The sequence below is a fragment of the Cobetia amphilecti genome (genome assembly GCF_032923285.1).
Classification (GTDB): Bacteria; Pseudomonadota; Gammaproteobacteria; order Pseudomonadales; family Halomonadaceae; genus Cobetia; species Cobetia amphilecti.
On sequence record NZ_CP136695.1, the window covers coordinates 4,062,962 to 4,086,481 of the forward strand.

Sequence of the window (23,520 nt, forward strand, 5' to 3'; positions counted from 1 at the left end):
GACGGGAGTTGATCGCATTGACCAGCCCGTGCAATGAATTGACCCCCATGGGCATCGACAGTTCAGATTCGGTTCATCCTGCGGGAGCCATCACGTGCTGATGGCTCCCCGAATCCGTCACCAAAGACGCATGAGATCGAAGTAGATGGCCATCAGCATGAGGGAACCGACCAGCGCCATGCCGATCTTCAGCCCCGCATTCTGGACCTCTTGCGAAAGTGGTTTGCCGCGCACGGCTTCCACCAGATAGAACAGCAGGTGACCGCCATCCAGCACCGGAATCGGCAGCAGGTTGAGGACACCCAGGCTGATGGAGAGATAGGCCATGAAGCCGAGGAAGGCCTCGAGGCCGGAGCGCGCCGTGTCGCCGGCGATACGCGCGATGGTGATCGGGCCAGACAGATTGGACGGTGCGATCAGACCGACCAGCATCTTGCGGATCGAATCCAGCGTCAGCACCGTCATCTCGCCGGTCTTGCCGACGGCCTGGCCGACTGCCGCCAGCGGCCCGAAGCTGAGCTCGCGCTGATACTGCTCGGGCCAGCTGACGTTCTCGACGCCGGCACCGACCTGCCCCACCACACGCCCGTCATCGAGCGAATTGCTGGCGGGGGTCAGTGACAGCGTCTCTTCCTTGCCATCTCGTGCCACCAGTACCGACAGTGTCTCACCCGGCGCACCGCGCACGCGCTCGACGAAATCGATCCAGTCGACCACCAGGGTGCCATCGATGCTGACGATGCGGTCACCGGCCTGCAGGCCTGCCGCCTGGGCGGCACCACCGTCCAGCACACGCCCCAGCACCGCCGGCAGCTGAGGACGCCAGGCCGTGATGCCCAGCGTCACCAGCGGACGCGGCGGATCCTGATCGACCAGGAAGCGTGTCACGTCGAGGGACTGCTCGCGCGTGGCGCTGGCACCCTCGGCACGTGTGGTGAGCGTCAGGCTGTCATCGCCGATCGCACCGATCAAGCGCAGGTTGACCTCATCCCACGAGGGAGTGGCCTGACCATTGATGGCGACGATCTCGGTCTTCGGCGCAAGGCCGGCGCGGCCAGCCGGCGAGTCCGGTGCCACGGCACCGACCATCGGCACCACCGTGGTGGTACCGGCGACGAACAGCGCCCAGTAGGCGACGATGGCCAGCAGGAAGTTGGCCAGCGGGCCCGCCGAGACGACGGCGATACGCTTCCACACCGACTTGGTATTGAAGGCCAGATGACGCTCGGCCGGATCGACCGGCCCTTCGCGCTCATCCAGCATCTTGACGTAGCCACCCAGCGGGATGGCGGCGACCCCGTACTCGGTGCCGTGGCGATCGGTCCACGACCAGAAGGGTTTGCCGAAGCCGATGGAGAAGCGCAGCACCTTGATGCCGCAACGACGCGCGACCCAGAAATGACCGTACTCATGGATGGTGATCAACACCCCCAACACGACGATCACGGCAAGAATATTCTGGATCACACCCATCACGCGCTCCTGGAGATTGGTGCCCGAGATGGGCAGCCTGCCTTGCCACGCTCACGAAGAAAGTGACAAGACAGTGCAAGATAGGATTTCAGGGCCCGGCGAGGGCCAACTCGGCGGCGGCCAGCTCACGCGCCGCCGCGTCTTCGGCGAGAATCACCTCGAGGCCATCCACCGCCAGTGGCGGACGCGCCTGCATGACGGCCTGCACCACTGCAGGGATTCGATCGAAGGCCAAGCGACCCTCGAGGAAGGCGGCCACTGCCACCTCGTTGGCGGCATTCATCACCGCAGGCCAGGTACCGCCTGCCGCGATGGCCTCGCGCGCCAGCCGCAGACACGGGAAGCGCGTCTCGTCGGCGGCACGGAAATCGAGGCGCGCGACCTGAAACAGGTCCAGCGGCTCGACGCCGGCATCGATACGCTCCGGCCACGCCAGCGCATAGGCGATCGGCGTACGCATGTCCGGATTGCCCATCTGGGCCAGCACCGAGCCATCGCTGTAGGCCGCCATCGAGTGAATCACGCTCTGCGGATGCACGACCACCTGAATGTCGTCCGGCCCGCAGGCGAACAGCCAGCAGGCCTCGATCAGCTCCAGGCCCTTGTTCATCAGGGTGGCGCTGTCGACGGAAATCTTGCGCCCCATCGACCAGTTGGGATGCGCGCAGGCCTCGTCCGGCGTCACCGTCGCCAGCCGCTCGGCAGGCCATTCGGCATCATCGCGGAACGGGCCGCCGGAGGCGGTCAGCAATAGCTTCTCGACGCCGATCGGCGCCAGGCCATCACGATGCTGGGCCGGCAGGCACTGGAAGATGGCGTTGTGCTCGGAATCGATCGGCAGCAGGGTCGCCCCGTGCTGCTTCACCGCATCCATGAACAGCTGCCCGGCACACACCAGCGCTTCCTTGTTGGCCAGCAGCACGCGCTTGCCAGCCCGCACCGCCGCCAGTGTCGGCAACAGGCCAGCCGCACCGACGATGGCGGCCATCACGCTATCGACTTCAGGCGCCTCGCTGATGTCGACCAGTGCCTGCTCACCATGGCGCACCTCGATGGGCGTGCCCTGATAGCTCTCGACGCCCTTGAGCGCCTCACTGAGCCACGCAGCCGCCTCGCACGAGGCGATCACCGCCACCTGCGGGCGATGCGTCAGGCACAGCTCCAGCAGCGCCTCGTGACGCGTGGCAGCGCTGAGCGCATGCACCCGATAGCGCTCGGGATGGCGCGCGATCACATCCAGGGTGCTGGACCCGATGGAGCCGGTCGCGCCAAGGATGGTGATGCGCTGCAACGCAGGCGCCTCATGAGGAGTCTCGTGGTTCACGCTCACGTTCACGTTCGTGCTCACGCACCACCTCCCAGCACCCACGGCAACAGCAGGGCAAACAGCGGCACCGCCGCGGTCAGGCTGTCGATGCGGTCCATCACGCCACCATGACCGGGCAGCAGATGGCTTGAGTCCTTCATCTGACGCTGGCGCTTGAACATGCTCTCGAGCAGATCACCCAGCACCGAGACGGCCGTCACGCCCAGCGTGACCAGCAGCAGCGGCAGCCAGTCGGCCAGCCCCGCCAGCGCATAGCCGGTCGCCAGCAGGCCGGTGGCCACCAGACCACCGTAGACGCCCTCCCAGGACTTGCCCGGGCTGACGCGCGGCGCCAGCTTGCGCTTGCCGAAGCGCTTGCCGGAGAAGTAGGCACCGATATCCGCCGCCCACACCATCAGCAGCACATACAGCAGCCACTCGCCGCCACTGGCCTTGAGCTGCACGAAGCCGAACCAGGTCGGCAGCAGTGCCAGCACGCCGACGCCCAGCCGCACGCCGGTCGCCTGCCATTCCTGACTGGCGGCCGGATAGCGCATCACCCAACGCAGATTGACCAGCCATGCCAGTGCCGCCAGATACAGCGGCCAACGCGCGAGAGCGCCATCGAACTGCCAGACCAGCAGCATCAGCACGCTGAGCACCAGCGGGAACAGCAGGCGCGCCATGCCGGCACGCACGCCAGACAGGTTGGACCACTCCCAGGCGGCCAGCGCAACGACAGCCCCGGTGAAGGTGGCAAAGGCGGCACCGTCGAGGCCGAACAGCCCCCACAGCGCCAGCGGCGCGAGAATGAGCGCGGTGATGATTCGTTGTCTGAGCACTAGAGCCCCTCGGCGTCGAGTTGTTCGCTGGTCATGCCATAACGACGCTGACGCAGGGCGTAGGCGCTGAGCGCTTCATCGAAGGCCGCCGCATCGAAATCAGGCCACAGCACGGGCGAGAAATAGAACTCGGCATAGGCCAGCTGCCAGATCAGGAAGTTGGAGATGCGCTGCTCACCGCTGGTGCGGATACACAGATCCACCTCCGGCAGTTCGCTCAGGCACACTTCCGCCCCGAGACGTGACTCGTCGATGTCCGCGGCCTTGAGCTCGCCGCGCTCGACCTGCTCCGCCAGACGGCGAGCGGCCTCGGCGATATCCCAACGGCCGCCATAGTTGGCGCAGATCACCACGTGCATGCCGCGATTGCCGCGCGTCATGTCTTCGGCGCTCTGGATATGCTTTTGAATCGAATTGGAAAAACGACTGCGCTCGCCGATGACCGAGAGTCGGATATCGTGGCGATGAAGCTTCTTGACCTCACGCTTGAGCGCCAGCAGAAACAGCTCCATCAGCGCACTGACTTCATTGGCCGGGCGCTTCCAGTTCTCACTGGAGAAGGCGAACAGGGTCAGCACTTCCACGCCCTGCTCGGCAGCGCGACGGATGGTACTGCGGACGGTTTCGGCACCGGCGCGATGGCCGCGTATGCCAGCCCAGCCGCGGGACTTCGCCCAGCGGTTGTTGCCGTCCATGATGATCGCCACATGGCGTGGCGTGGAGGGGGAATTCGGTGACGTCATGGGGTCTCGCTACGAGCACCGGATGCCGCCGGCAAACGCCGGCGGCAGACCCGATCAGACCTGCATCAGGTCGGTTTCCTTGTGCTCCAGAGCACTGTCGACTTCCGCCACATACTTGTCGGTCAGCTTCTGGATCTCGTCTTCTCCGCGACGTGCATCGTCTTCGGAGATGTCCTTGTCCTTGAGCAGGCTCTTGATGTCGCCATTGGCGTCACGACGCACATTGCGGAGCGCCACGCGGGCGTTTTCCGCTTCTGCACGCGCCTGCTTGGTGTAACCGCGACGCGTCTCTTCCGTCAGCATCGGCATCGGGACGCGAATCACGTCACCGGCGGTGGACGGGTTGAGACCCAGGTCAGAAGTCATGATGGCCTTCTCGACCTTCGGCACCATGGGCTTTTCCCACGGCACGACAGTCAGGGTGCGCGCATCTTCGGTGGTGATGTTGGCCACCTGATTCAGCGGTACCTGGCTACCATAGTAATCGACCGTCACGGCATCCAGGATGCTGGGATGCGCACGACCCGTACGGATCTTGCCGAAGGCGGCACCGAGGGACTCGATGGTCTTCTTCATGCGTGATTCGGCGTCTTTCTTGATGTCGTTGATCACAGTCTTACCCTCTATCAATCAGCGTGCCTTCCTTGCCACCCACCACCAGGTTGAGCAGCGCGCCTGCCTTGTTCATGTTGAACACCCGCACCGGCATGTCATGGTCACGTACCAGGCAGATGGCGGTCAAATCCATCACGCCAAGCTTCTGGTCCAGCGCATCATCGTAGCTGAGGCTGTCGTACTTCACGGCATCCGGGAACTTGACCGGGTCCTTGTCGTAGACACCATCCACCTTGGTTGCCTTGATGACGGCATCCGCGTCGATCTCGATACCGCGCAGACAGGCAGCGGAATCGGTGGTGAAGAACGGGTTGCCGGTACCGGCGGAGAAGATGACCACATCGCCAGACGTCAGATAACGGATGGCGGTACGGCGATCATAATGTTCTACCACGCCACTCATCGGGATGGCAGACATCACGCGTGAACGGATGTTGGAGCGTTCCAGAGCATCACGCAGCGCCAGACCATTCATCACGGTCGCCAGCATGCCCATATGGTCACCGGTCACACGCTCCATGCCGACTTCCTGCAGGGCTGCGCCACGGAACAGGTTGCCGCCACCGATGACGATGCCGACCTGGACGCCGATGCCCACCAGCTGACCGATTTCCAGCGCCATGCGATCCAGCACCTTGGGGTCGATGCCGAAATCGCCATCGCCCATCAGGGCCTCACCGGAAAGCTTGAGCAGTATGCGCTTGTACTTGGCATTGCGTTCAGCGGAAATGGTGGCCATGCGAATCTCTCCTGATACTGACATACGGGGAACGGGGCGGCCCGAAGGCGGGGGCCAGATACACGATGGCGTGCGACTATGCGCACGCCATCATGAGAAGCGAAAACAGTCAGCCCTTACGCGCGGCTGGCCTGCTCACGGACTTCAGCTGCGAAGTCGACTTCTTCCTTCTCGATACCTTCACCGACTTCCATGCGTACGAAGGATACCACTTCACCACCGGCCGCCTTGACGAACTCGGCGACGGTCTGGTTCGGATCCTTGACGAACGGCTGTTCGGTCAGGCTGTTCTCAGCCAGGTACTTCTTCAGACGACCCTGGGACATCTTCTCGGCGATTTCCGCCGGCTTGCCTGCCATGTCCGGCTGAGCAAGGATGATGGCCTTTTCAGCGTCCATCTGTTCCTGCGGCATGTCGGACGGACGTGCACAGACCGGGTTGACGGCTGCGACGTGCATGGAGACGTCCTTGGCTGCTTCACCAGTACCGCCGTTCAGCAGGGTCAGCGCAGCGATGCGGCCGCCGTGGACGTAGCCACCGACGACCCCGCCAGCCGGCGCTTCGACCAGCTCGGCACGACGAACGGAGATGTTCTCACCGATCTTCTGAACCAGCTGACCACGGGTGTCTTCCAGCTCGCCTTCCATCAGGGAAGCGATGTCGGTGTTCTTGGTAGCGAACACACGATCGGCGATCAGCTGGGTGAAGGCCTTGAAATTGTCATCACGAGCGACGAAGTCGGTCTCGGAGTTGATTTCGACCATCACGCCGTAGCTGGCGTCGTCGGCGACCTTGATGACGATGGCGCCTTCAGCGGCCACGCGGCCAGCTTTCTTGGCGGCCTTCAGGCCGGAGTTCTTGCGCAGGTTCTCGATCGCCAGCTCGATGTCGCCACCGGCTTCGGTAAGAGCCTTCTTGCATTCCATCATGCCGAGCGCAGTACGCTCACGCAGTTCCTTGACCATAGATGCGCTGATAGCTGCCATGGGATGAAACCTCTGTCGTGTCGACGTCTTTGAATACGGGAATTCGGTCACGACCGCTGAACGGTCGCAAATAAGGGGGCCGTGGCCCCCTCATTGCCTGACCTGACTGCCACCTGGCTAGGCCATGCCGCACTTAGTGTAGCGCAGCGTTTGTGACAGTCAGATCAAGCCGCCAGGATCACTCTGCTGCGTCTTCTTCAGAAGCAGTTTCGACGAACTCACCGGCCAGCTCTTCTTCCTTGTTCTTGCCACAGGCGCCTGCAATTGCCTGGACATAGATCTGGATGGCGCGGATGGAGTCATCGTTACCCGGGATGACGTAGTCCACGCCGTCCGGGTTGGAGTTGGTATCGACGACGCCGATGACCGGGATGCCCAGCTTGTTGGCTTCGTTGATCGCGATGCGCTCGTGGTCAACGTCGATCACGAACATTGCGTCCGGCAGGCCGCCCATGTCCTTGATACCGCCGATGGAGCGCTCGAGCTTGTCCTGCTCACGAGTGGCCATCAGGACTTCTTTCTTGGTCAGCTTCGCGAAGGTACCGTCTTCATGCATCTGCTCGATTTCACGCAGGCGCTTGATGGACTGACGGATGGTCTTGAAGTTGGTCAGCATGCCGCCCAACCAGCGATGGTTGACGTACGGCTGGCCAGCCTTGCGAGCTTCTTCCTTGATGATCTTGCCGGCAGCGCGCTTGGTGCCCACGAACATGATCTTGTTGCCATTGGCAGCCATCTTCTCGACCACTGACACGGCTTCGTTCAGCGCCGGCAGGGTGTGCTCGAGGTTGATGATGTGGATCTTGTTGCGAGCGCCGAAGATGAACTTGGACATCTTCGGGTTCCAGTACTTGGTCTGGTGACCGAAGTGTGCGCCTGCCTTGAGCAGATCGCGCATGTTGACTTGCGCCATGTGAATATCTCCTGGATATCGGGTTGGGCCTCCACGTCCCCCATGGATCCGACCGCTTGCGCGGCACCCGGGACCATGTGACGGAACGTGTGTGGATTGGGGTTATGTACGTCAGTCCTTCAATCTCGCCTCGGCCAGGCGCCCGGAGGTGGCTGATCGAGGAGAATTTGCAGGAAAGCGCGCGGCTTTATACCATAGCTCGACCACGATATGAAGTCGCCACTGCCCGACGCGGCATGCGATGCGTCGCGCCATTCCCCCGTCACGCGCGGCCTGGCGGCGTTTCATCCCTCTTATCTCCTGCCTCGAGTCCTCATGAACATTCCCATCAAGACAGCTGAAGAAATCGACAAGATGCGCGTCGCCGGCCGTCTGGCGGCTGAAGTGCTGGAGCTGCTCGACGAGCATGTCCGTCCCGGCGTCACCACGGGCGAGCTCAACCGCATCGCGCACCACCACATCACCGAAGTTCAGGGCTGCATTCCGGCGCCGCTCAACTACCACGGCTTCCCGAAATCGATCTGCACCTCGATCAATCACGTGGTCTGTCACGGCATCCCCGATGACAACAAGAAGCTCAAGAAAGGCGACATTCTCAACATCGACATCACCGTGATCAAGGACGGCTATCACGGCGACACCTCGAAGATGTACATCGTCGGCGAGCCGAGCATCCAGGCCGAGCGTCTGTGCCGCGTCACCCAGGAATGCCTCTATAAAGGCATCGAGCTGGTACGCCCGGGCGTACGCCTGACAGAAATCGGTCGCGCGATCCAGAAGCATGCCGAAGCGGCAGGCTACAGTGTCGTGCGTGACTTCTGCGGCCACGGCATCGGCGCCGGCTTCCATGAAGACCCGCAGGTGCTGCACTATGACGGCTACGAAGCCCGTGCCGACGCCGAGCTTCTGGAAGGCATGTGCCTGACCATCGAGCCGATGGTCAATGTCGGTGGCTACAAGGTGAAGGTCCTCAAGGACGACTGGACAGCCGTCACCAAGGACAAGAGCCTCTCGGCCCAGTGGGAGCACACCCTGCTGGTCACCGCCACCGGCGTCGAGGTACTGACACGTCGCACGGAAGAGGACCTCTCCTTCCTCGAGGGTTGATCAAGATGCTCCTGCACCACTATCACTTCGTCGAGCGTGAAGCGCTCTACGATGCCGTCACCTTCGACGGCGAGCTGGCCACGACGAAGACACCCATCCCGCTGTTCAAGCGGGCTCTGGCACAGGTACAGGAGCGTCTCGAGGCTCGCTTCAAGGCGGGCGCCGACATCCGCGACCTCATCCATGGTCGTGCCCGCGCCATCGACCGCCTGCTGGCCATCGCCTGGCAGCGCCAGACCTGGCCGGATGACGGCATCGCCCTGCTCGCCGTGGGCGGCTACGGCCGCGGCGAGCTGCACCCGCATTCCGACATCGACCTGCTGCTGTTGCTGGAGCAGGACGACGACACGCCCTACCGTGAGGCGCTGTCCGACTTCATCACCTTCCTGTGGGACATCGGTCTCGAGATCGGCCAGTCCGTGCGCTCGCTGAGTGACTGCGAGCGTGAGGCACGCGCCGATGTCACCGTGATCACCAACCTGCTGGAATCCCGTGTCATCGCCGGCCCGCAGCGGCTGCGCGAGGCCATGCGCGAACGTCTGGCCACCGACCGTCTGTGGCCGGCCGAAGCCTTCTTCGAGGCCAAGTGGCAGGAGCAGATCGCTCGCCACCACAAGTTCGCCAACACCGAATATCACCTCGAACCCAACATCAAGTCATCGCCCGGCGGCCTGCGCGATATCCAGATGATCGGCTGGGTCGCCAAGCGCCACTTCGGGGTCGAGCGCTACGACAATCTGGTCGCGCTGGGCTTCATGAATGATGCCGAACTGCGCATTCTCAGCCAGGGCCAGGCCTTCCTGTGGCAGGTGCGCTTCGCGCTGCACATGCTGGCCGGACGCGCCGAGGACCGGCTGCTGTTCGACCACCAGCGCACCATCGCCGAACTGTTCGGCTTCCGCGACACGCCCGAGCATCTGGCGGTCGAGCAGTTCATGAAGCGCTACTACCGCCATGTCACCGCCCTGGCGGGCCTCAACGACATGCTGCTGCAGCACTTCGACGAGGCCATCCTGCGCCATGACGAGCCGGTCAACATCGTGCCGCTCAATCCGCGCTTCGAGATCCGCAGCGGCTACATCAGCCTGCGCGAGGAAGGCGTGTTCCGCCGCCGCCCCGCCGCGCTGCTGGAGCTGTTCCTGCTGATGGCGCAGCACCCGGAGATCGAGGGCGTGCGCGCCGACACCATCCGCGCGCTGCGTGATCATCGCCACCAGATCGACGACGCCTTCCGCGACGACGTGCGCCACCAGAGCCTGTTCATGGAGCTGATGCGCTGTGGCGGCAACGTGCCCCGCGTACTCAAGCGCATGGCGCGCTACGGCATCCTCGGCAAGTACCTGCCGGCCTTCGGTCGCGCCGTGGGGCTGATGCAGCACGACCTCTTCCACGTCTACACCGTCGATGCGCATACCCTGCGCCTGCTCAAGGTAGCCCAGGAATTCCGTGCCCCCGATGCCGAGGAGGAATTCCCGGTCGCCGCGACCCTGATCCGCGAGCTGCCCAAGCTGGAGCTGCTGTGGATCGCCGGGCTCTATCACGACATCGGCAAGGGCCGTGGCGGCGACCACTCCGAGATCGGTGCCGAGGAAGTCGAGGACTTCGCGCGCCGTCATGACCTCAGTCCGCGCGACACCCGCACCCTGAGCTGGCTGGTGCGCCATCACCTGCTGATGTCGATGACCGCCCAGAAGCAGGACATCGCCGACCCCGAGATCATCACCCGCTTCGCCGAGATCGTCGGCGACGAGACGCACCTGGATTATCTCTACGTGCTGACGGTGGCCGACATCAACGCCACCAACCCGTCGCTGTGGAACGGCTGGCGTGCGGCATTGCTGCGCCAGCTGCACATGGAGACGCGCCGGGCGCTGCGCCGTGGCCTCGAGCATCCGCCGGAGCGCCACGAGTGGATCACCGAGACCCGCGAGGAGGCGCTGTCCCTGCTGGCCGGCATGGGCACCACCCGCACTGACGCCGAGGCGCTGTGGGCCAGCCTCGGCGACGACTACTTCGTGCGCTATGCGCCCAGCGAGGTGGCCTGGCACACCCAGGGGATCCTCGCGCGCCAGGCGGCCCCGCAACTCGACGAGCATGGCGAGCCGCTGCCGCTGGTACTGACCAGCGCGCCCACCGAGGAGATGACCGAAGGCGGCACCAAGGTCTTCATCCACACTCGCTCGGTGGACAACCTGTTCGCGGCCACCGCCGCGGCGCTGGAGCAGCTGGGGCTCTCGATCCACGATGCGCGCATCGCCACCTCCAGCCACAACTGGACGCTCAACACCTTCATCCTGCTCGACGATGACGGCGAGCCGATCCGCGACGCCGCACGCCTGGCCGATATCCGCACCCATCTGGTCGAAGAGCTGGATGACCCGGATGACTACTCGGTGATCGTCAATCGCCACACGCCGCGCCAGCTCAAGCATTTCCGCATCGCGCCGCGCATCACGCTGAGCCAGGACTACACCAACGGCCGCAGCGTGCTGGAAGTGATCGCCTCGGACCGCCCGGGCCTGCTGGCGCGCATCGGCCGCGTGTTCATGGAGCACGAGATCGCCATCGATGCCGCCAAGATCGCCACCCTCGGCGAGCGCGTCGAGGATATCTTCTTCATCACCGACCGCGCCGGCGAGCCCATCACCGACCCCGAGCGCCAGACACGTCTGCGTGACGCCCTCACCGAAGTCCTCGAGGTCGGCGAGCGCGGCTGAGACGCGCGACGGCGCGTGACGGCACGTGACGAGAGTACAGAGGGAAAGCGCCGGCCGGCACCCCGCGATTGAGGGGACCGGCCGGCTTCCCTATAATCGCGAGTCGACCTGCATGGCAGTCCGGTGACTCGCGGACGCCTTCCTCCCTGCTCGGCCGGCAGCCTGGCTGCCACGGCCATCACCCATGGAACGTGCATGAACCCGGATCTCGACCAGCTCAAGCCCTACCCGTTTGAAACCCTGGCCAAGCTGCGCGAGGGCGTCGTGCCCAACCCCGCCCTGGACCCGATTGCACTGACCATCGGCGAGCCGCGTCATGCGCCGCCCGAGTTCGTGCTCGACACCCTGCGCGAGCACATCATGGGCGTGGCCAAGTACCCCGCCACCGGCGGTCTGGGGGAATTGCGCCAGGCGATCGCCGACTGGCTCGAGAAGCGCTTCTCGCTCAACGCCACGCCGGATATCGACCAGCAGGTCCTGCCGGTCACCGGCACCCGCGAGGCACTGTTCGCCTTCATCCAGGCCTCGCTGGACAGCACGCGTCCGGCGCGCGTACTGGTGCCGAACCCCTTCTATCAGATCTATGAAGGCGCGACGCTGCTGGCCGGCGGCGAGGTCACCTACCTGCCCTGCCCCGCCGAGAATGGGTTCCGCCCCGACTACGCGGCGGTGCCGTCCGAGGTGTGGCGTGACACCCAGATCGTCTTCGTCTGCTCGCCGGGCAATCCCACCGGCGCCGTGACACCGCTGGCCGACTTCCAGCAGCTGATTCGCCTCGCCGACGAGCACGACTTCCTGATCGCCTCCGATGAGTGCTACTCGGAGCTCTATCTCGATGAGTCGACGCCGCCGCCGGGCCTGCTGCAGGCCTGTGCCGCCATGGGCCGCGATGACTATGCGCGCTGCGTGGTCTTCCACTCGCTGTCCAAGCGCTCCAACCTGCCGGGTCTGCGCTCCGGCTTCGTGGCCGGCGATGGCGAGGTGATCCGTCGCTTCCGTCACTACCGCACCTATCACGGCTGCGCGATGCCACTGCATCACCAGCACGCCTCCATCGCCGCCTGGAATGATGAAGCCCACGTGCTGGCCAATCGCGATGCCTACCGCGAGAAGTTTGCCGCCGTGACCGAAATCCTCGCACCGGTGATGGACTTCCCGACTCCGGAAGCCAGCTTCTACCTGTATCCCGCCGTGCCCGGCGGTGACGACGCCGCCTTCACCCGCGAGCTGCTGCGTGAAGAGGCGGTCGGCGTGCTGCCGGCAAGCTACATGGCGCGCGAGGTGGACGGCGTGAATCCGGGTGCCGGACGCATTCGTCTGGCGCTGGTGGCCGAACTGGAACAGACCGTCGAAGCCGCCCAGCGCCTGCGTCGCTTCGTCGAACGCCTGCGCTGAGCGCCAGGCCTGCACGGGCTGACAGCAGCCCAACACTGGATGACAGCCTCGCCCGGCGGGGCAGATTGGCTCAAGGAGACCGCCATGCACGTGCTCTACGGCATCAAGACCTGTGATACCTGCCGCAAGGCGCGCCGCGCCCTCGACACCCGGGGCGTGCCCTATCGCTGGCATGACCTGCGCGAGGATGGCCTCTCCGCCAGCCTGCTGGAATCCTGGCTGGAGCAGACCGCCTGGAGCAGCCTGCTCAACAAACGGAGCACCAGCTGGCGCAACCTGAGCGATGAACAACGTGACAGCCTCGATGCCAATTCGGCACGTGCATTGATGCTGGAGCACCCGACCCTGATCAAGCGTCCCATTCTCGAGCGTCATCCCGCCGACAATGAGATGGATCTGGTGATCGGCTATGACAAGGCGGTCTACGAACCGCAGGACTGAGTTACCCCTTACACCACTGGACACCCCGGAGATTGACACGATGTTGAGCCTTGCCCTCGGAATCGGCACCCAGAACACCACCGGCGACTGGCTGGAAGTCTACTATCCTGCCCCGCTGTTCAAGCCGACCGCTGCCGTTGCTGACGCCGCTCGCAAGGCACTGGACGCACCGGCTGGCACCACCGCCACCAGCTTCCTGCCGGAACACTGCGCCGCCCTGGCCAGCGCCCTGCGCGACGCCGGTGACAGCGCCCAGGCCGAACTGGCCGAAAGCCTGGCCGCCAGCCAGCGCCCGCTGGTCGCCATGTTCATCGAGGAAGACGCCGCCCCGCAGAGCGTGCCGGAGGTCTACCTCAAGCTGCACCTGCTGTCTCACCGCATGGTGCGTCCGCACGGCATCGACCTGACCGGCATGTTCGGTCTGCTCAAGAATGTCGCCTGGACCAGCGAAGGCGCCATCGACATCGAAGAGCTGCCGGCGCGTCGCCTCAAGGCCCGCTTGGAAGGTCGCACCCTGTCCGTGGACTGCGTCGACAAGTTCCCGAAGATGACCGACTACGTGGTGCCGACCGGCATTCGTATCGCCGATACCGCGCGTGTGCGCCTGGGCGCCTACCTGGGCGAAGGCACCACCGTGATGCACGAAGGCTTCTGCAACTTCAATGCCGGTACCGAAGGCCCGGGCATGATCGAAGGCCGCATCTCCGCGGGCGTCTTCGTCGGCAAGGGCTCTGATCTGGGCGGCGGTTGCTCCACCATGGGCACCCTGTCCGGTGGCGGCAACATCGTCATCAAGGTCGGCGAAGGCTGCCTGATCGGCGCCAATGCCGGTATCGGCATCCCGCTGGGCGATCGCTGCACCGTGGAAGCTGGCCTCTACATCACCGCCGGTACCAAGGTCATGGTCTTCGACAACGAAGGCCAGGAAGTCGAGACGGTCGCGGCCCGTGAGCTGGCGAGCCAGGACGACCTGCTGCTGCGTCGCAACTCCGTCACCGGCCGTGTCGAGTGCCGCACCAACAAGAGCGCCATCGCGCTCAACGATGCCCTGCACGCCCACAACTGAGGCGCGTGACGATGGCCTGTCAGGGGCTGCACCTCTGGCAGGCCGTCGTGGCATTTCCCGGCTCGGGCAGCAGTGTCCGGGCCGGCGTGAAGACCCTTCGTCTCTCCCCCCCGAATTTCGCGCTGTCGCTCCTCGCGATGACGCCTGCAGCGATGGCCCATGATGACTGATTCAAACGCACCGCTTCCGCCACGCCCCGCCGATCTGTCTCCGACGCTGGAGCTGGCCTTCGATCTCATCTCACGCCCCTCGGTCACGCCGGACGACCTGGACTGCCAGACCCTGATGATCGAACGCCTCGAGGCGCTGGGCTTCACCATCACGCGGCTGCCCTTCGGCGATGTCGACAACTTCTGGGCGGTGCGCGGCCATCATGGTCCGGTGCTGGCCTTCGCCGGCCACACCGATGTCGTGCCGACGGGCCCGGAAGCCAACTGGCAGTATCCGCCGTTCTCGCCGTGCATCGATGATGCCGGCTTCCTGTGTGGCCGTGGCGCCGCCGACATGAAGGGGTCGCTGGCCGCGATGCTTACCGCCACCGAGCGCTTCGTGACCGCCAACCCGGACCACGAAGGCCGCATCGCCTTCTTGATCACCTCCGACGAGGAAGGCCCGGCGGTTCACGGCACCCGTGCGGTGGTCGAGTATCTGCGCGAGCATCACGAGCGCCTCGACTACTGCATCGTCGGCGAACCGTCCTCCACCGATTACGCCGGTGACGTGATCAAGAATGGCCGTCGCGGCTCGCTGGGTGCGGTCATGCACGTCAAGGGCATCCAGGGCCATGTGGCCTACCCGCATCTGGCGCGCAACCCGATCCACGAAGCCGCCCCGGCGCTGGCCGCCCTGGCCGCCGAGCATTGGGACAACGGCAACGACTTCTTCCCGGCGACCAGCTTCCAGATCTCCAACATCCGTGGCGGTACCGGCGCGACCAACGTCATCCCAGGCGAGCTGGAAGTGGTCTTCAACTTCCGCTATTCCACCGAGCTGACCGCCGATGACCTCAAGCGTCGCACCTATGAGATCCTCGAGAAGCACGGTCTGGACGTCGAGATCGAGTGGAACCTGAGCGGCGAGCCCTTCCTGACGCCGGAAGGCGCGCTGGTCGATGCCGCCGTGCACGGTGTGGAACGCGCACTGGGACGCAAGCCGGTGCTGTCCACCTCCGGCGGCACCTCCGATGGTCGCTTCATCGCCACGCTCGGCACTCAGGTCGTCGAGCTGGGGCCGGTCAACGCGACCATCCACAAGATCGATGAACGCGTCATGGCCAGCGATCTGGACCGACTCTCCAGCGCCTACGAGCACATCCTGGAATACCTGTTTGTCCCCGCGACCCAAGAGACCACGGCATGAGCGACACCCCGCACAATGACGCCGATGAGCAGTACCCGGACATCGAGATCTACCTCAAGCCCTTGAGCCTGGAGGCGCTGGGCGCCTGGCTGGGCGAGCAGTTCGGTCAGGTCGTCGTCTTCCAGCCGGCCGGCAAGCTGCAGCACCGTACGCGCCTCACGCGTGATGGCGCCGAGATCGCGGTGCTGGTGGTCGAGAAGGTCGCCGATGGATTCGCCAGCCTGTGGTTCGACAGCGCCAGTACCCCCTGGGCGCGCGATGTCGACTGCGCACGCGCCGCCGCCCGGGCCCTGCAGGTCGAGACGCGCTGCTCGCTGGGCAGCTGGCAGCCCGGTGATGAGCCGGACCGCTTCTTCCGCGTCATGGCCGACGGCAGCGAAGAGGCCTTCACCTGGCCGGACAAGGGCTGAGTGACCCGCCTCTTCTGGTGAGACAGACCATGAGACGACAACGCCCCGCAGGCTAGCCTGCGGGGCGTTGTCGTCTTTCACTGAGCGAGTCAGCGATCAGGTGATGACTGTCACGTCATCCGCCTGCAGGCCACGCTCATTGCTGATGACGTGGTAACGCACTTTCTGACCTTCGGCCAAGGTACGGTGGCCCTTGCCACGAATGGCACGGAAGTGAACGAAGACATCTTCACCACTTTCACGGGTCACGAAACCGTAGCCCTTGTTGACGTTGAACCACTTGACCTCGCCGATCTCACGATCGTCGTCCTCGACTTCAGCCAGTACTGCAGAGCGCGGAGACAGCACCGGAATGGCAAGCGTCGCGATCAACAGCAGGATGAACACGGCCGCGACGGCAGCCGCGTACGCCAGCTCGAAGCCCTCGACGCTAAGCGCCTGGCTCAGGGTGTCGGCCAGCTGGCCGCCGGTCAGGGTGATGAAGACAGCAATCAGCAACGGTGCCGGCAGTGCCAGCAGCAGGCTGATGATGAAACAACGGAAGAACGTCTTGGAACTCATCAAGATAAACTCTCTAGGTAATGGGTGGAGGTGTAACGCGAGGGCAGAAATGAGTGCTTCGGATGATCCCTATCAGAATGTTCTGCCCTTGATCGCAATGGGCAGCGCCTGACCGCACGACAGGGTTACAGCAGCTATCGTCAGTCGGGAAACTGCCTGAATGCAGCGCCTCACGGCGGTGCCCGTCACCATCACTGATACACGCGAAGATGCCTGTGCATCGCTCTGGTGACGTCGTGGCTCGTGATGCAGGTAACTCCACATCAGTCGATGGAACCGGCCCTGTCAATGACGCGCGAAGCGCAGGCAATCGAAGGCCGTCAATGGGTGCGATATACGAAAAATAAGTCAATCGCACTGTCAACAGTCTATCACGCCTCTTCCTGATGCGTCTGAGGCAACTCAGTGACAATCCTTCAACACTTTGCGGTAATTCGACAACGATCCAGGCAACGGCCGCAGCGATGATTCGGCGTGCCATCGCTTAAGAATCGTGGCATGAGTCGTCATCCAACGGCGGCCACCTCACCCTCCTCCCCCATTGCTAACGCGGACCATTCCCTCACTCTCTGGAGCCCAGATGCATGACAACCTCGACTGATCCCAGCCTGGAAGCCCGACTGGAAGCACTGGAGTCGCGCCTCGCGCATCAGGATGACTGGCTCGAGACCCTCGATCGAACCGTCATCACCCAGCAGCGCCAGATAGAGACACTCGAGCGCCTGACCGCGCTGATGGCCAGCCAGCTCCGCACCCTGCGCGAACAGCAAGGCGATGCCGACTCGACAGCACCTTTCAGTGCGCAGCCACACGACGAGCTGCCGCCCCATTACTGAGCCGCCGGCGGCACTCAGCTCTCCCGGCGCAGCCGTGGCAGAGCCTTGAACGCAAACCGGCCCCGCAGCGAGGCTGCAGGGCCGGTCGGGCAGTGCTGAATCAGACTTTCTCGAATCAGACACTGTTGCAACAGACAGGGCGATCTCAGGCGATGAGGCCGTCCAGATAACGCTCGGCATCCAGCGCCGCCATGCAGCCGGTACCGGCAGAGGTGATCGCCTGACGGTAGACGTGGTCCATTACATCGCCACAGGCATAGACACCGGGGATGCTGGTCTGGGTGGCATTGCCTTCCAGGCCCGACTGTACCTTGAGATAGCCGCCCTGCATGTCGAGCTGGCCTTCGAACAGGCTGGTATTCGGACGGTGGCCGATGGCGATGAACACGCCCATCGAGCTCAATTCCTTGGTGGCGCCGCTCTCGACATGACGCAGACGCACGCCGGTGACACCGGAGTTGTCGCCCAGCACTTCGTCGAGGGTGTGGTGCCATTCGACCGCCATGTTGCCGTTCTCGACCTTGTCGAACAGCTTGTCCTGCAGGATCTTCTCGGCACGCAGGCTGTCACGGCGATGCACCAGCGTGACCTTGGAGGCAATGTTGGACAGGTACAGCGCTTCCTCGACAGCGGTGTTGCCGCCACCGACCACCACGACTTCCTGATTGCGATAGAAGAAGCCATCGCAGGTCGCACAGGCCGAGACGCCCTGGCCCATGAACTGCTGCTCACTCGGCAGGCCCAGATACTGCGCGCTGGCGCCGGTGGCGATGATCAGGGCATCACAGCTGTAGCTGCCGTTGTCACCCTTGAGCAGGAACGGACGCTCGCCTAGGGTCACTTCGTTGATGTGATCGAACAGGACTTCGGTCTCGAAGCGCTCGGCGTGACGACGCATACGCTCCATCAGCTCCGGCCCCTGCACGCCAGCATCGTCGCCGGGCCAGTTGTCGACGTCGGTGGTGGTGGTCAGCTGACCACCCATCTGCATGCCGGTGATCAGGAGCGGCTTGAGATTGGCACGTGCAGCGTAGACGGCAGCGGTGTAACCCGCCGGGCCGGAACCGAGAATGATCAGACGTTCGTGACGGACATTGCTCATGGATGACCTCAGTGACAGATGAAGGCGGAGGATTTCACCAGCAGCAATGGCGGCTGCTGGCGATCAATGTACTGAACGATACCGACAGCGCTGCAGACGGCGCATGCGATCGACATGGTTCAGGACACGGCATGATGATCCGGGCCGGCTGGCGCCCGTGCAGGCTTCCCGCTGGAAGCACTTGTACTCGCTGTACTCGCTGGCTGACTGGCTCGCCGGGCTGGTTGAGGCGAACAAGGACTGCGCAGAGTAGCGCAGACGCCGCCAGCTTTCAGCACCGGACTCAGACCGGCATCGCAGAAGCTTATGCTCAAGCACGCCCCCGCAGGATGGCATTGCCCAGATGCGCGGAAGCCGCCGCCAGGGGGCGACGGCTTCCGGTTCGCCTACCTCTCGAGACACTCATTACCGAAGGTTCGAAAGGCAGTCGCGGGATCAGTCAGCGCGAACGCGTGAGCTGATCTCGTCCAGGCAGCGACTTACAGGCTGCTGGAGTGGCCTGCCAGGTACTTGGCAACACCTTCAGCGGTGTCCTTCATACCTTCCTGACCTTCTTCCCAGCCTGCCGGGCATACTTCGCCGTTGGTCTGGTGGAACTGCAGGGCCTTGACCATGCGGACCATCTCGTCGACGTTACGGCCCAGCGGCAGGTTGTTGACGACCTGGTGCTGAACGACACCGTCTTCGTCGATCAGGAAGGAAGCGCGCAGAGCGACGCCAGCTTCCGGATGCTCGATGCCGTATGCCTGGGTGACTTCGTGCTTGACGTCAGCCACGATCGGGAAGCCGACTTCACCGATGCCGCCAGCGTCCGGAGAGGTCTTGCGCCATGCGTGGTGAGTGAACTGGGAATCGATGGACACACCGATGACTTCGACGCCGAGTTCCTTGAACTTCGCCAGACGGTTGTCGTGGGCGATGATTTCAGACGGGCAAACGAAGGTGAAGTCCAGCGGCCAGAAGAACAGCACGCGCAGCTTGCCGTTGGAATCAGACAGCTTGTAGTTGTCGACGATGGTACCGTCGCCCAGCACTGCTGCGGCTTCGAAATCCGGGGCCTGACGTCCGACCAATACGCTCATGGTGATCTCCTGAGGAATAATGATGATAAAGGCAGCGGACCGCCTTTGTGATGAATCGCCACACAGACTAATCGCCACGTGTGGCAGATGCCAAATGTTTGCTGCAATCACCACCATAGAGATTGCCTATGGCAGCTCGATGACGCCAACAGCGGGTGTCGGGATCATAAGTGACCTTGACCGCAGAATACAGCATCTGCCGCGCCCTGCCCCTGCAAGCCTGTCACTTTGCGTCACTGATGCCTGCCGGCGCCGGTGCCAGCGTGCCGAGCAGGTGAGATTCCGTCACAGCACGTCGTCATCCTGGCCGATATCCAGCCCTTCGAGCTCACCACTGACCGGGTCGACCTGCTGGCGCACCTGGATCGGCTGACAGCAACGCTCGCAGTCGATGATGTTGGTCAGACTGCCCTCGTCCAGATCCAGGAACACCGTGAAGGGCGTGTCGCAGTAGGGGCAGTTGATTTCCGCCTCATGCAGCGCCTCATTGACCACTCCTTCCTGCTTGTCTTCCAGCAACTCATGGCCCGGCCATTCATCGGACTGCCCCGAGGAATGCTCCGCCAGCCACTGCTCGACCGCCGCATCCAGAACCTCATCATCTTCCGGCAGCTCGCCGGACTCGCTCGGCCTGCGCCCTTGTTCGTTCATGACAGCCTCCGTTGTGCCTGATGGTGAACGCGACGGACGTTGCGGGTGACACCGTCTGGGGTGCCATTGCATTGGATACCTTAGAGGCCGCATTCACGCCGCGCGAGAGTCGTGGCGGCAATCTCTATGGCAGCGAACGCGACGCAGGGTTCCTTGCTTCACACTATCCTCGATGATGGTGTGCGCTTGAATTCCTGTCACATGATGACCATAGCCTTATGTAGGCAACCATCCGCGACCTGGCAGTCGCTCTCGCGACGCGTCGCATCCGGCCAAAGCACCTGACGCGCCTGTTGAACGACACTTCAGCAGTCTGGCCGGTGAAGACAACGACAAGGAGGAGAATCATGGGTTCCCAGCGCTCTCAGTCACTGGATTCGCTTGACACCCTCTCCGAGCTGGAAGTCGGAGACAAGCGCTATCACTACTACTCGCTCAAGAAGGCGGCCGACACGCTTGGCGACCTGACGCGACTGCCCTTCACGCTCAAGGTGCTGCTGGAGAATCAGCTGCGCTTCGAGGACGGTGAAACCGCGACCAAGGAAGACATCAAGGCGCTGGCCGACTGGCAGAAGACCGCCTCCAGCACCCACGAGATCGGCTATCGTCCGGCGCGCGTGCTGATGCAGGACTTCACCGGCGTGCCCGGTGTGGTCGACCTGGCCTCCATGCGTGACGCCGTCAAGAAGCTCGGCGCCAACCCCGAGAAGGTCAATCCGCTGACTCCGGTGGACCTGGTCATCGACCACTCGGTGATGGTGGACCACTACGGCGATCCGAGCGCCTTCAAGGACAACGTGCGCATCGAGATGGAGCGTAACCGCGAACGTTACGAGTTCCTGCGCTGGGGCCAGCAGGCCTTCGACAACTTCTCCGTCGTCCCGCCGGGCACCGGTATCTGCCACCAGGTGAACCTGGAATATCTCGGCCGCGCCGTCTTCCCCCGCGAGGAAGATGGCAAGACCTTCGCCTATCCCGACACCCTGGTCGGCACCGACTCCCACACCACCATGATCAACGGCCTCGGCGTGCTGGGCTGGGGTGTCGGCGGTATCGAGGCGGAAGCCGCGATGCTCGGCCAGCCGGTCTCGATGCTGATTCCGGAAGTGGTCGGCTTCAAGCTGACCGGCAAGCTCAACGAAGGCATCACCGCGACTGACCTGGTGCTGACCGTCACCCAGATGCTGAGAAGCCGTGGCGTGGTCGGCAAGTTCGTCGAGTTCTACGGTGACGGCCTGGATGACCTGCCGCTGGCCGACCGCGCGACAATCGCCAACATGGCGCCGGAGTATGGTGCTACCTGTGGCTTCTTCCCGCTGGATGACGAGACGCTCAACTACATGCGTCTGTCCGGTCGCTCCGATGAGCAGGTCGCGCTGGTCGAAGCCTACGCCAAGGAGCAGGGCCTGTGGCGCGAGCCGGGCCACGAGCCGGTCTTCTCCGATACGCTCGAGCTGGACATGACCGAGGTCGTCGCCTCCCTCGCCGGCCCCAAGCGCCCGCAGGACCGTGTCGCCCTCACCGACATCAAGCAGACCTTCGAGAAAATCCTCGGCGATCAGCTGGGCGAAGTGCCGGACATCGAGGACGGCAAGTGGCTGTCCGAGGGTGGCCAGACCGCCGTCGATGTCGAGCAGAGCTACGACAAGCAGAGCGAGGTGAAGAACGGCGATTACAGCGAGCTGAATGGCGAGACCTTCCGCCTCGATCACGGTGATGTCGTCATCGCCGCCATCACCTCCTGCACCAACACCTCCAACCCCAGCGTGATGCTGGCGGCAGGCCTGGTGGCGCGCAAGGCGCGCGAGAAAGGCCTGAGCAGCAAGCCGTGGGTCAAGACCTCACTGGCGCCGGGCTCCAAGGTCGTCACCGACTACCTGGCGACTGCCGGCGTGCAGGATGACCTCAACGAGCTGGGCTTCAACCTGGTCGGCTATGGCTGCACCACCTGTATCGGCAACTCCGGCCCGCTGCCGGAACCGGTCGAGGACGCCATCAACACGCGTGACCTGACGGTCGCCTCGGTACTGTCGGGCAACCGCAACTTCGAGGGTCGCGTGCATCCCAACGTGCGTACCAACTGGCTGGCGTCGCCGCCCCTGGTGGTCGCCTATGCCCTCGCCGGCACCGTGCGGGTCGATCTCTCCAAGGAGCCGCTGGGCAAGGACACTGACGGCAATGACGTCTTCCTCAAGGACATCTGGCCGAGTCAGGCCGAGATCGCCGAGGCCGTCGAGCAGGTGCGTACCGAGATGTATCGCAAGGAGTACGCCGAGGTCTTCGACGGTGACGAGACCTGGCAGGCCATCGATGTGCCGCAAGCCGAAGTGTATGAGTGGAAGGACTCCACCTACATCCAGCATCCGCCGTTCTTCGAAGGCATGCAGCGTGAGCCGGAAGCCGTTCAGGATGTCGAGAATGCCCGCGTGCTGGCGATGCTCGGCGACTCGGTGACCACCGACCACATCTCTCCGGCCGGTGCCATCAAGCCGGACAGCCCGGCGGGTCGCTACCTCAAGGAGAACGGGGTCGAGGTCAAGGACTTCAACTCCTACGGCTCGCGTCGCGGCAACCACGAAGTGATGATGCGCGGCACCTTCGCCAACGTGCGTATCCGCAACGAGATGCTCGATGGCGTCGAGGGCGGCGAGACCCGCCACGTGCCGTCCGGCGAGCAGATGGCCATCTACGATGCCGCCATGAAGTACGCCGAGGAAGGCACGCCACTGGTGGTCGTCGCCGGCAAGGAGTACGGCACTGGCTCCTCGCGTGACTGGGCCGCCAAGGGCACCCTGCTGCTGGGCGTGCGCGCGGTGATCGCCGAGTCCTACGAGCGTATCCACCGCTCCAATCTGATCGGCATGGGCGTGGTGCCGCTGCAGTTCCCGCAAGGCGAGAGCCGCCAGTCACTGGGGCTGACCGGTGACGAGGAAATCAGCATCAGCGGCCTGAATGACCTGACGGCCGGCGGCAAGGTCCAGGTCACCTTCAAGAGCGACAAGGGTGAGCAGAAGATCGAGGCGCTGTGCCGCATCGATACCGACAACGAGCTGGAGTACTACCGTCACGGCGGCATCCTCCACTACGTGCTGCGCGGCATGCTGTAACCCGCCAGCCGCTCACCGCAGCGCTGACTGCAACACAAAAGCCCCCGCAGGCATGGCCTGCGGGGGCTT

The 23,520-nt window shown here is 63.9% G+C and carries 21 protein-coding genes; 9 read left to right on the forward strand and 12 right to left on the reverse strand.

Annotation, left to right across the window (positions count from 1 at the left end):
* Positions 1-117 precede the first annotated feature (117 nt).
* The 8 genes from rseP to rpsB form a co-directional block, all read right to left on the reverse strand.
* Positions 118-1,473 (reverse strand): sigma E protease regulator RseP, encoded by a 1,356-nt coding sequence (gene rseP / locus R1T44_RS17135; protein ID WP_043333016.1) that lies wholly within the window; start codon positions 1,471-1,473, stop codon positions 118-120.
* Positions 1,474-1,561: 88 nt separating this feature from the next.
* Complete coding sequence (gene ispC, locus R1T44_RS17140) at positions 1,562-2,764, reverse strand: 1-deoxy-D-xylulose-5-phosphate reductoisomerase (protein WP_394805779.1); 1,203 nt, start codon at positions 2,762-2,764, stop codon at positions 1,562-1,564.
* A 53-nt stretch (positions 2,765-2,817) separates the two neighbouring features.
* Positions 2,818-3,621: a phosphatidate cytidylyltransferase gene (locus R1T44_RS17145; protein WP_054556524.1), complete on the reverse strand. Its 804-nt coding sequence runs from the start codon at positions 3,619-3,621 to the stop codon at positions 2,818-2,820.
* Positions 3,621-4,364 carry a polyprenyl diphosphate synthase gene (gene uppS / locus R1T44_RS17150; protein ID WP_043333020.1) on the reverse strand — a complete coding sequence of 248 codons (744 nt, stop codon included), beginning with the start codon at positions 4,362-4,364 and terminating at the stop codon, positions 3,621-3,623. Before uppS ends, R1T44_RS17145 begins: the two co-directional genes overlap by 1 nt.
* 54 nt (positions 4,365-4,418) lie before the next feature.
* The gene (gene frr, locus R1T44_RS17155) at positions 4,419-4,976 is read right to left on the reverse strand and encodes a ribosome recycling factor (protein ID WP_043333023.1); all 558 of its coding nucleotides are present in this window, start codon (positions 4,974-4,976) and stop codon (positions 4,419-4,421) included.
* A gap of 4 nt (positions 4,977-4,980) precedes the next feature.
* On the reverse strand, positions 4,981-5,718 hold the full coding sequence (gene pyrH, locus R1T44_RS17160) for a UMP kinase (protein WP_225347344.1): 738 nt from the start codon (positions 5,716-5,718) through the stop codon (positions 4,981-4,983).
* Positions 5,719-5,834: 116 nt separating this feature from the next.
* Positions 5,835-6,704, reverse strand: coding sequence for a translation elongation factor Ts (gene tsf / locus R1T44_RS17165; protein ID WP_043333025.1), 870 nt, complete (start codon positions 6,702-6,704; stop codon positions 5,835-5,837).
* A gap of 178 nt (positions 6,705-6,882) precedes the next feature.
* The gene (gene rpsB / locus R1T44_RS17170) at positions 6,883-7,617 is read right to left on the reverse strand and encodes a 30S ribosomal protein S2 (protein ID WP_043333027.1); all 735 of its coding nucleotides are present in this window, start codon (positions 7,615-7,617) and stop codon (positions 6,883-6,885) included.
* Positions 7,618-7,932: 315 nt separating this feature from the next.
* On the opposite strand from rpsB, the gene map reads away from it, so the two are divergent.
* From map to R1T44_RS17205, 7 genes are all read left to right on the forward strand, one after another.
* Positions 7,933-8,724 (forward strand): type I methionyl aminopeptidase, encoded by a 792-nt coding sequence (gene map / locus R1T44_RS17175; protein WP_317292321.1) that lies wholly within the window; start codon positions 7,933-7,935, stop codon positions 8,722-8,724.
* Between the two features lie 5 nt (positions 8,725-8,729).
* Complete coding sequence (locus R1T44_RS17180; RefSeq protein ID WP_043333097.1) at positions 8,730-11,441, forward strand: [protein-PII] uridylyltransferase; 2,712 nt, start codon at positions 8,730-8,732, stop codon at positions 11,439-11,441.
* Between the two features lie 195 nt (positions 11,442-11,636).
* A complete protein-coding gene (gene dapC, locus R1T44_RS17185; protein ID WP_317292322.1) occupies positions 11,637-12,836 on the forward strand; it encodes a succinyldiaminopimelate transaminase in 1,200 nt (399 codons plus the stop codon).
* 84 nt (positions 12,837-12,920) lie between these two features.
* Positions 12,921-13,277: an ArsC family reductase gene (locus tag R1T44_RS17190; protein ID WP_317292323.1), complete on the forward strand. Its 357-nt coding sequence runs from the start codon at positions 12,921-12,923 to the stop codon at positions 13,275-13,277.
* A 40-nt stretch (positions 13,278-13,317) separates the two neighbouring features.
* Entirely contained in the window at positions 13,318-14,343 is a 1,026-nt protein-coding gene (gene dapD, locus R1T44_RS17195; RefSeq protein ID WP_077377814.1) for a 2,3,4,5-tetrahydropyridine-2,6-dicarboxylate N-succinyltransferase, read from the forward strand.
* 159 nt (positions 14,344-14,502) lie between these two features.
* Positions 14,503-15,702 carry a succinyl-diaminopimelate desuccinylase gene (gene dapE / locus R1T44_RS17200; protein WP_303593610.1) on the forward strand — a complete coding sequence of 400 codons (1,200 nt, stop codon included), beginning with the start codon at positions 14,503-14,505 and terminating at the stop codon, positions 15,700-15,702.
* Entirely contained in the window at positions 15,699-16,112 is a 414-nt protein-coding gene (locus tag R1T44_RS17205) for a hypothetical protein (RefSeq protein ID WP_043333036.1), read from the forward strand. Before dapE ends, R1T44_RS17205 begins: the two co-directional genes overlap by 4 nt.
* 96 nt (positions 16,113-16,208) lie before the next feature.
* On the opposite strand, the gene R1T44_RS17210 is transcribed toward R1T44_RS17205, so the two are convergent.
* Positions 16,209-16,673 carry a cold-shock protein gene (locus tag R1T44_RS17210; protein ID WP_043333039.1) on the reverse strand — a complete coding sequence of 155 codons (465 nt, stop codon included), beginning with the start codon at positions 16,671-16,673 and terminating at the stop codon, positions 16,209-16,211.
* A 584-nt stretch (positions 16,674-17,257) separates the two neighbouring features.
* On the opposite strand from R1T44_RS17210, the gene R1T44_RS17215 reads away from it, so the two are divergent.
* Positions 17,258-17,509: a SlyX family protein gene (locus R1T44_RS17215; RefSeq protein ID WP_279835865.1), complete on the forward strand. Its 252-nt coding sequence runs from the start codon at positions 17,258-17,260 to the stop codon at positions 17,507-17,509.
* Between the two features lie 145 nt (positions 17,510-17,654).
* Here the strand turns inward: R1T44_RS17215 and trxB are convergent, their stop codons facing one another.
* The 3 genes from trxB to R1T44_RS17230 form a co-directional block, all read right to left on the reverse strand.
* Positions 17,655-18,611, reverse strand: coding sequence for a thioredoxin-disulfide reductase (gene trxB, locus R1T44_RS17220; RefSeq protein WP_043333042.1), 957 nt, complete (start codon positions 18,609-18,611; stop codon positions 17,655-17,657).
* Positions 18,612-19,090: 479 nt separating this feature from the next.
* Positions 19,091-19,693 carry a peroxiredoxin gene (locus R1T44_RS17225; protein WP_043333044.1) on the reverse strand — a complete coding sequence of 201 codons (603 nt, stop codon included), beginning with the start codon at positions 19,691-19,693 and terminating at the stop codon, positions 19,091-19,093.
* 285 nt (positions 19,694-19,978) lie between these two features.
* Positions 19,979-20,344, reverse strand: a complete 366-nt coding sequence (locus R1T44_RS17230; RefSeq protein ID WP_153636610.1) for a CPXCG motif-containing cysteine-rich protein — start codon at positions 20,342-20,344, stop codon at positions 19,979-19,981.
* A 347-nt stretch (positions 20,345-20,691) separates the two neighbouring features.
* Here R1T44_RS17230 and acnA point away from each other — a divergent pair, with 347 nt between their 5' ends.
* The gene (acnA, locus tag R1T44_RS17235) at positions 20,692-23,451 is read left to right on the forward strand and encodes an aconitate hydratase AcnA (RefSeq protein WP_317292324.1); all 2,760 of its coding nucleotides are present in this window, start codon (positions 20,692-20,694) and stop codon (positions 23,449-23,451) included.
* Positions 23,452-23,520 lie beyond the last annotated feature (69 nt).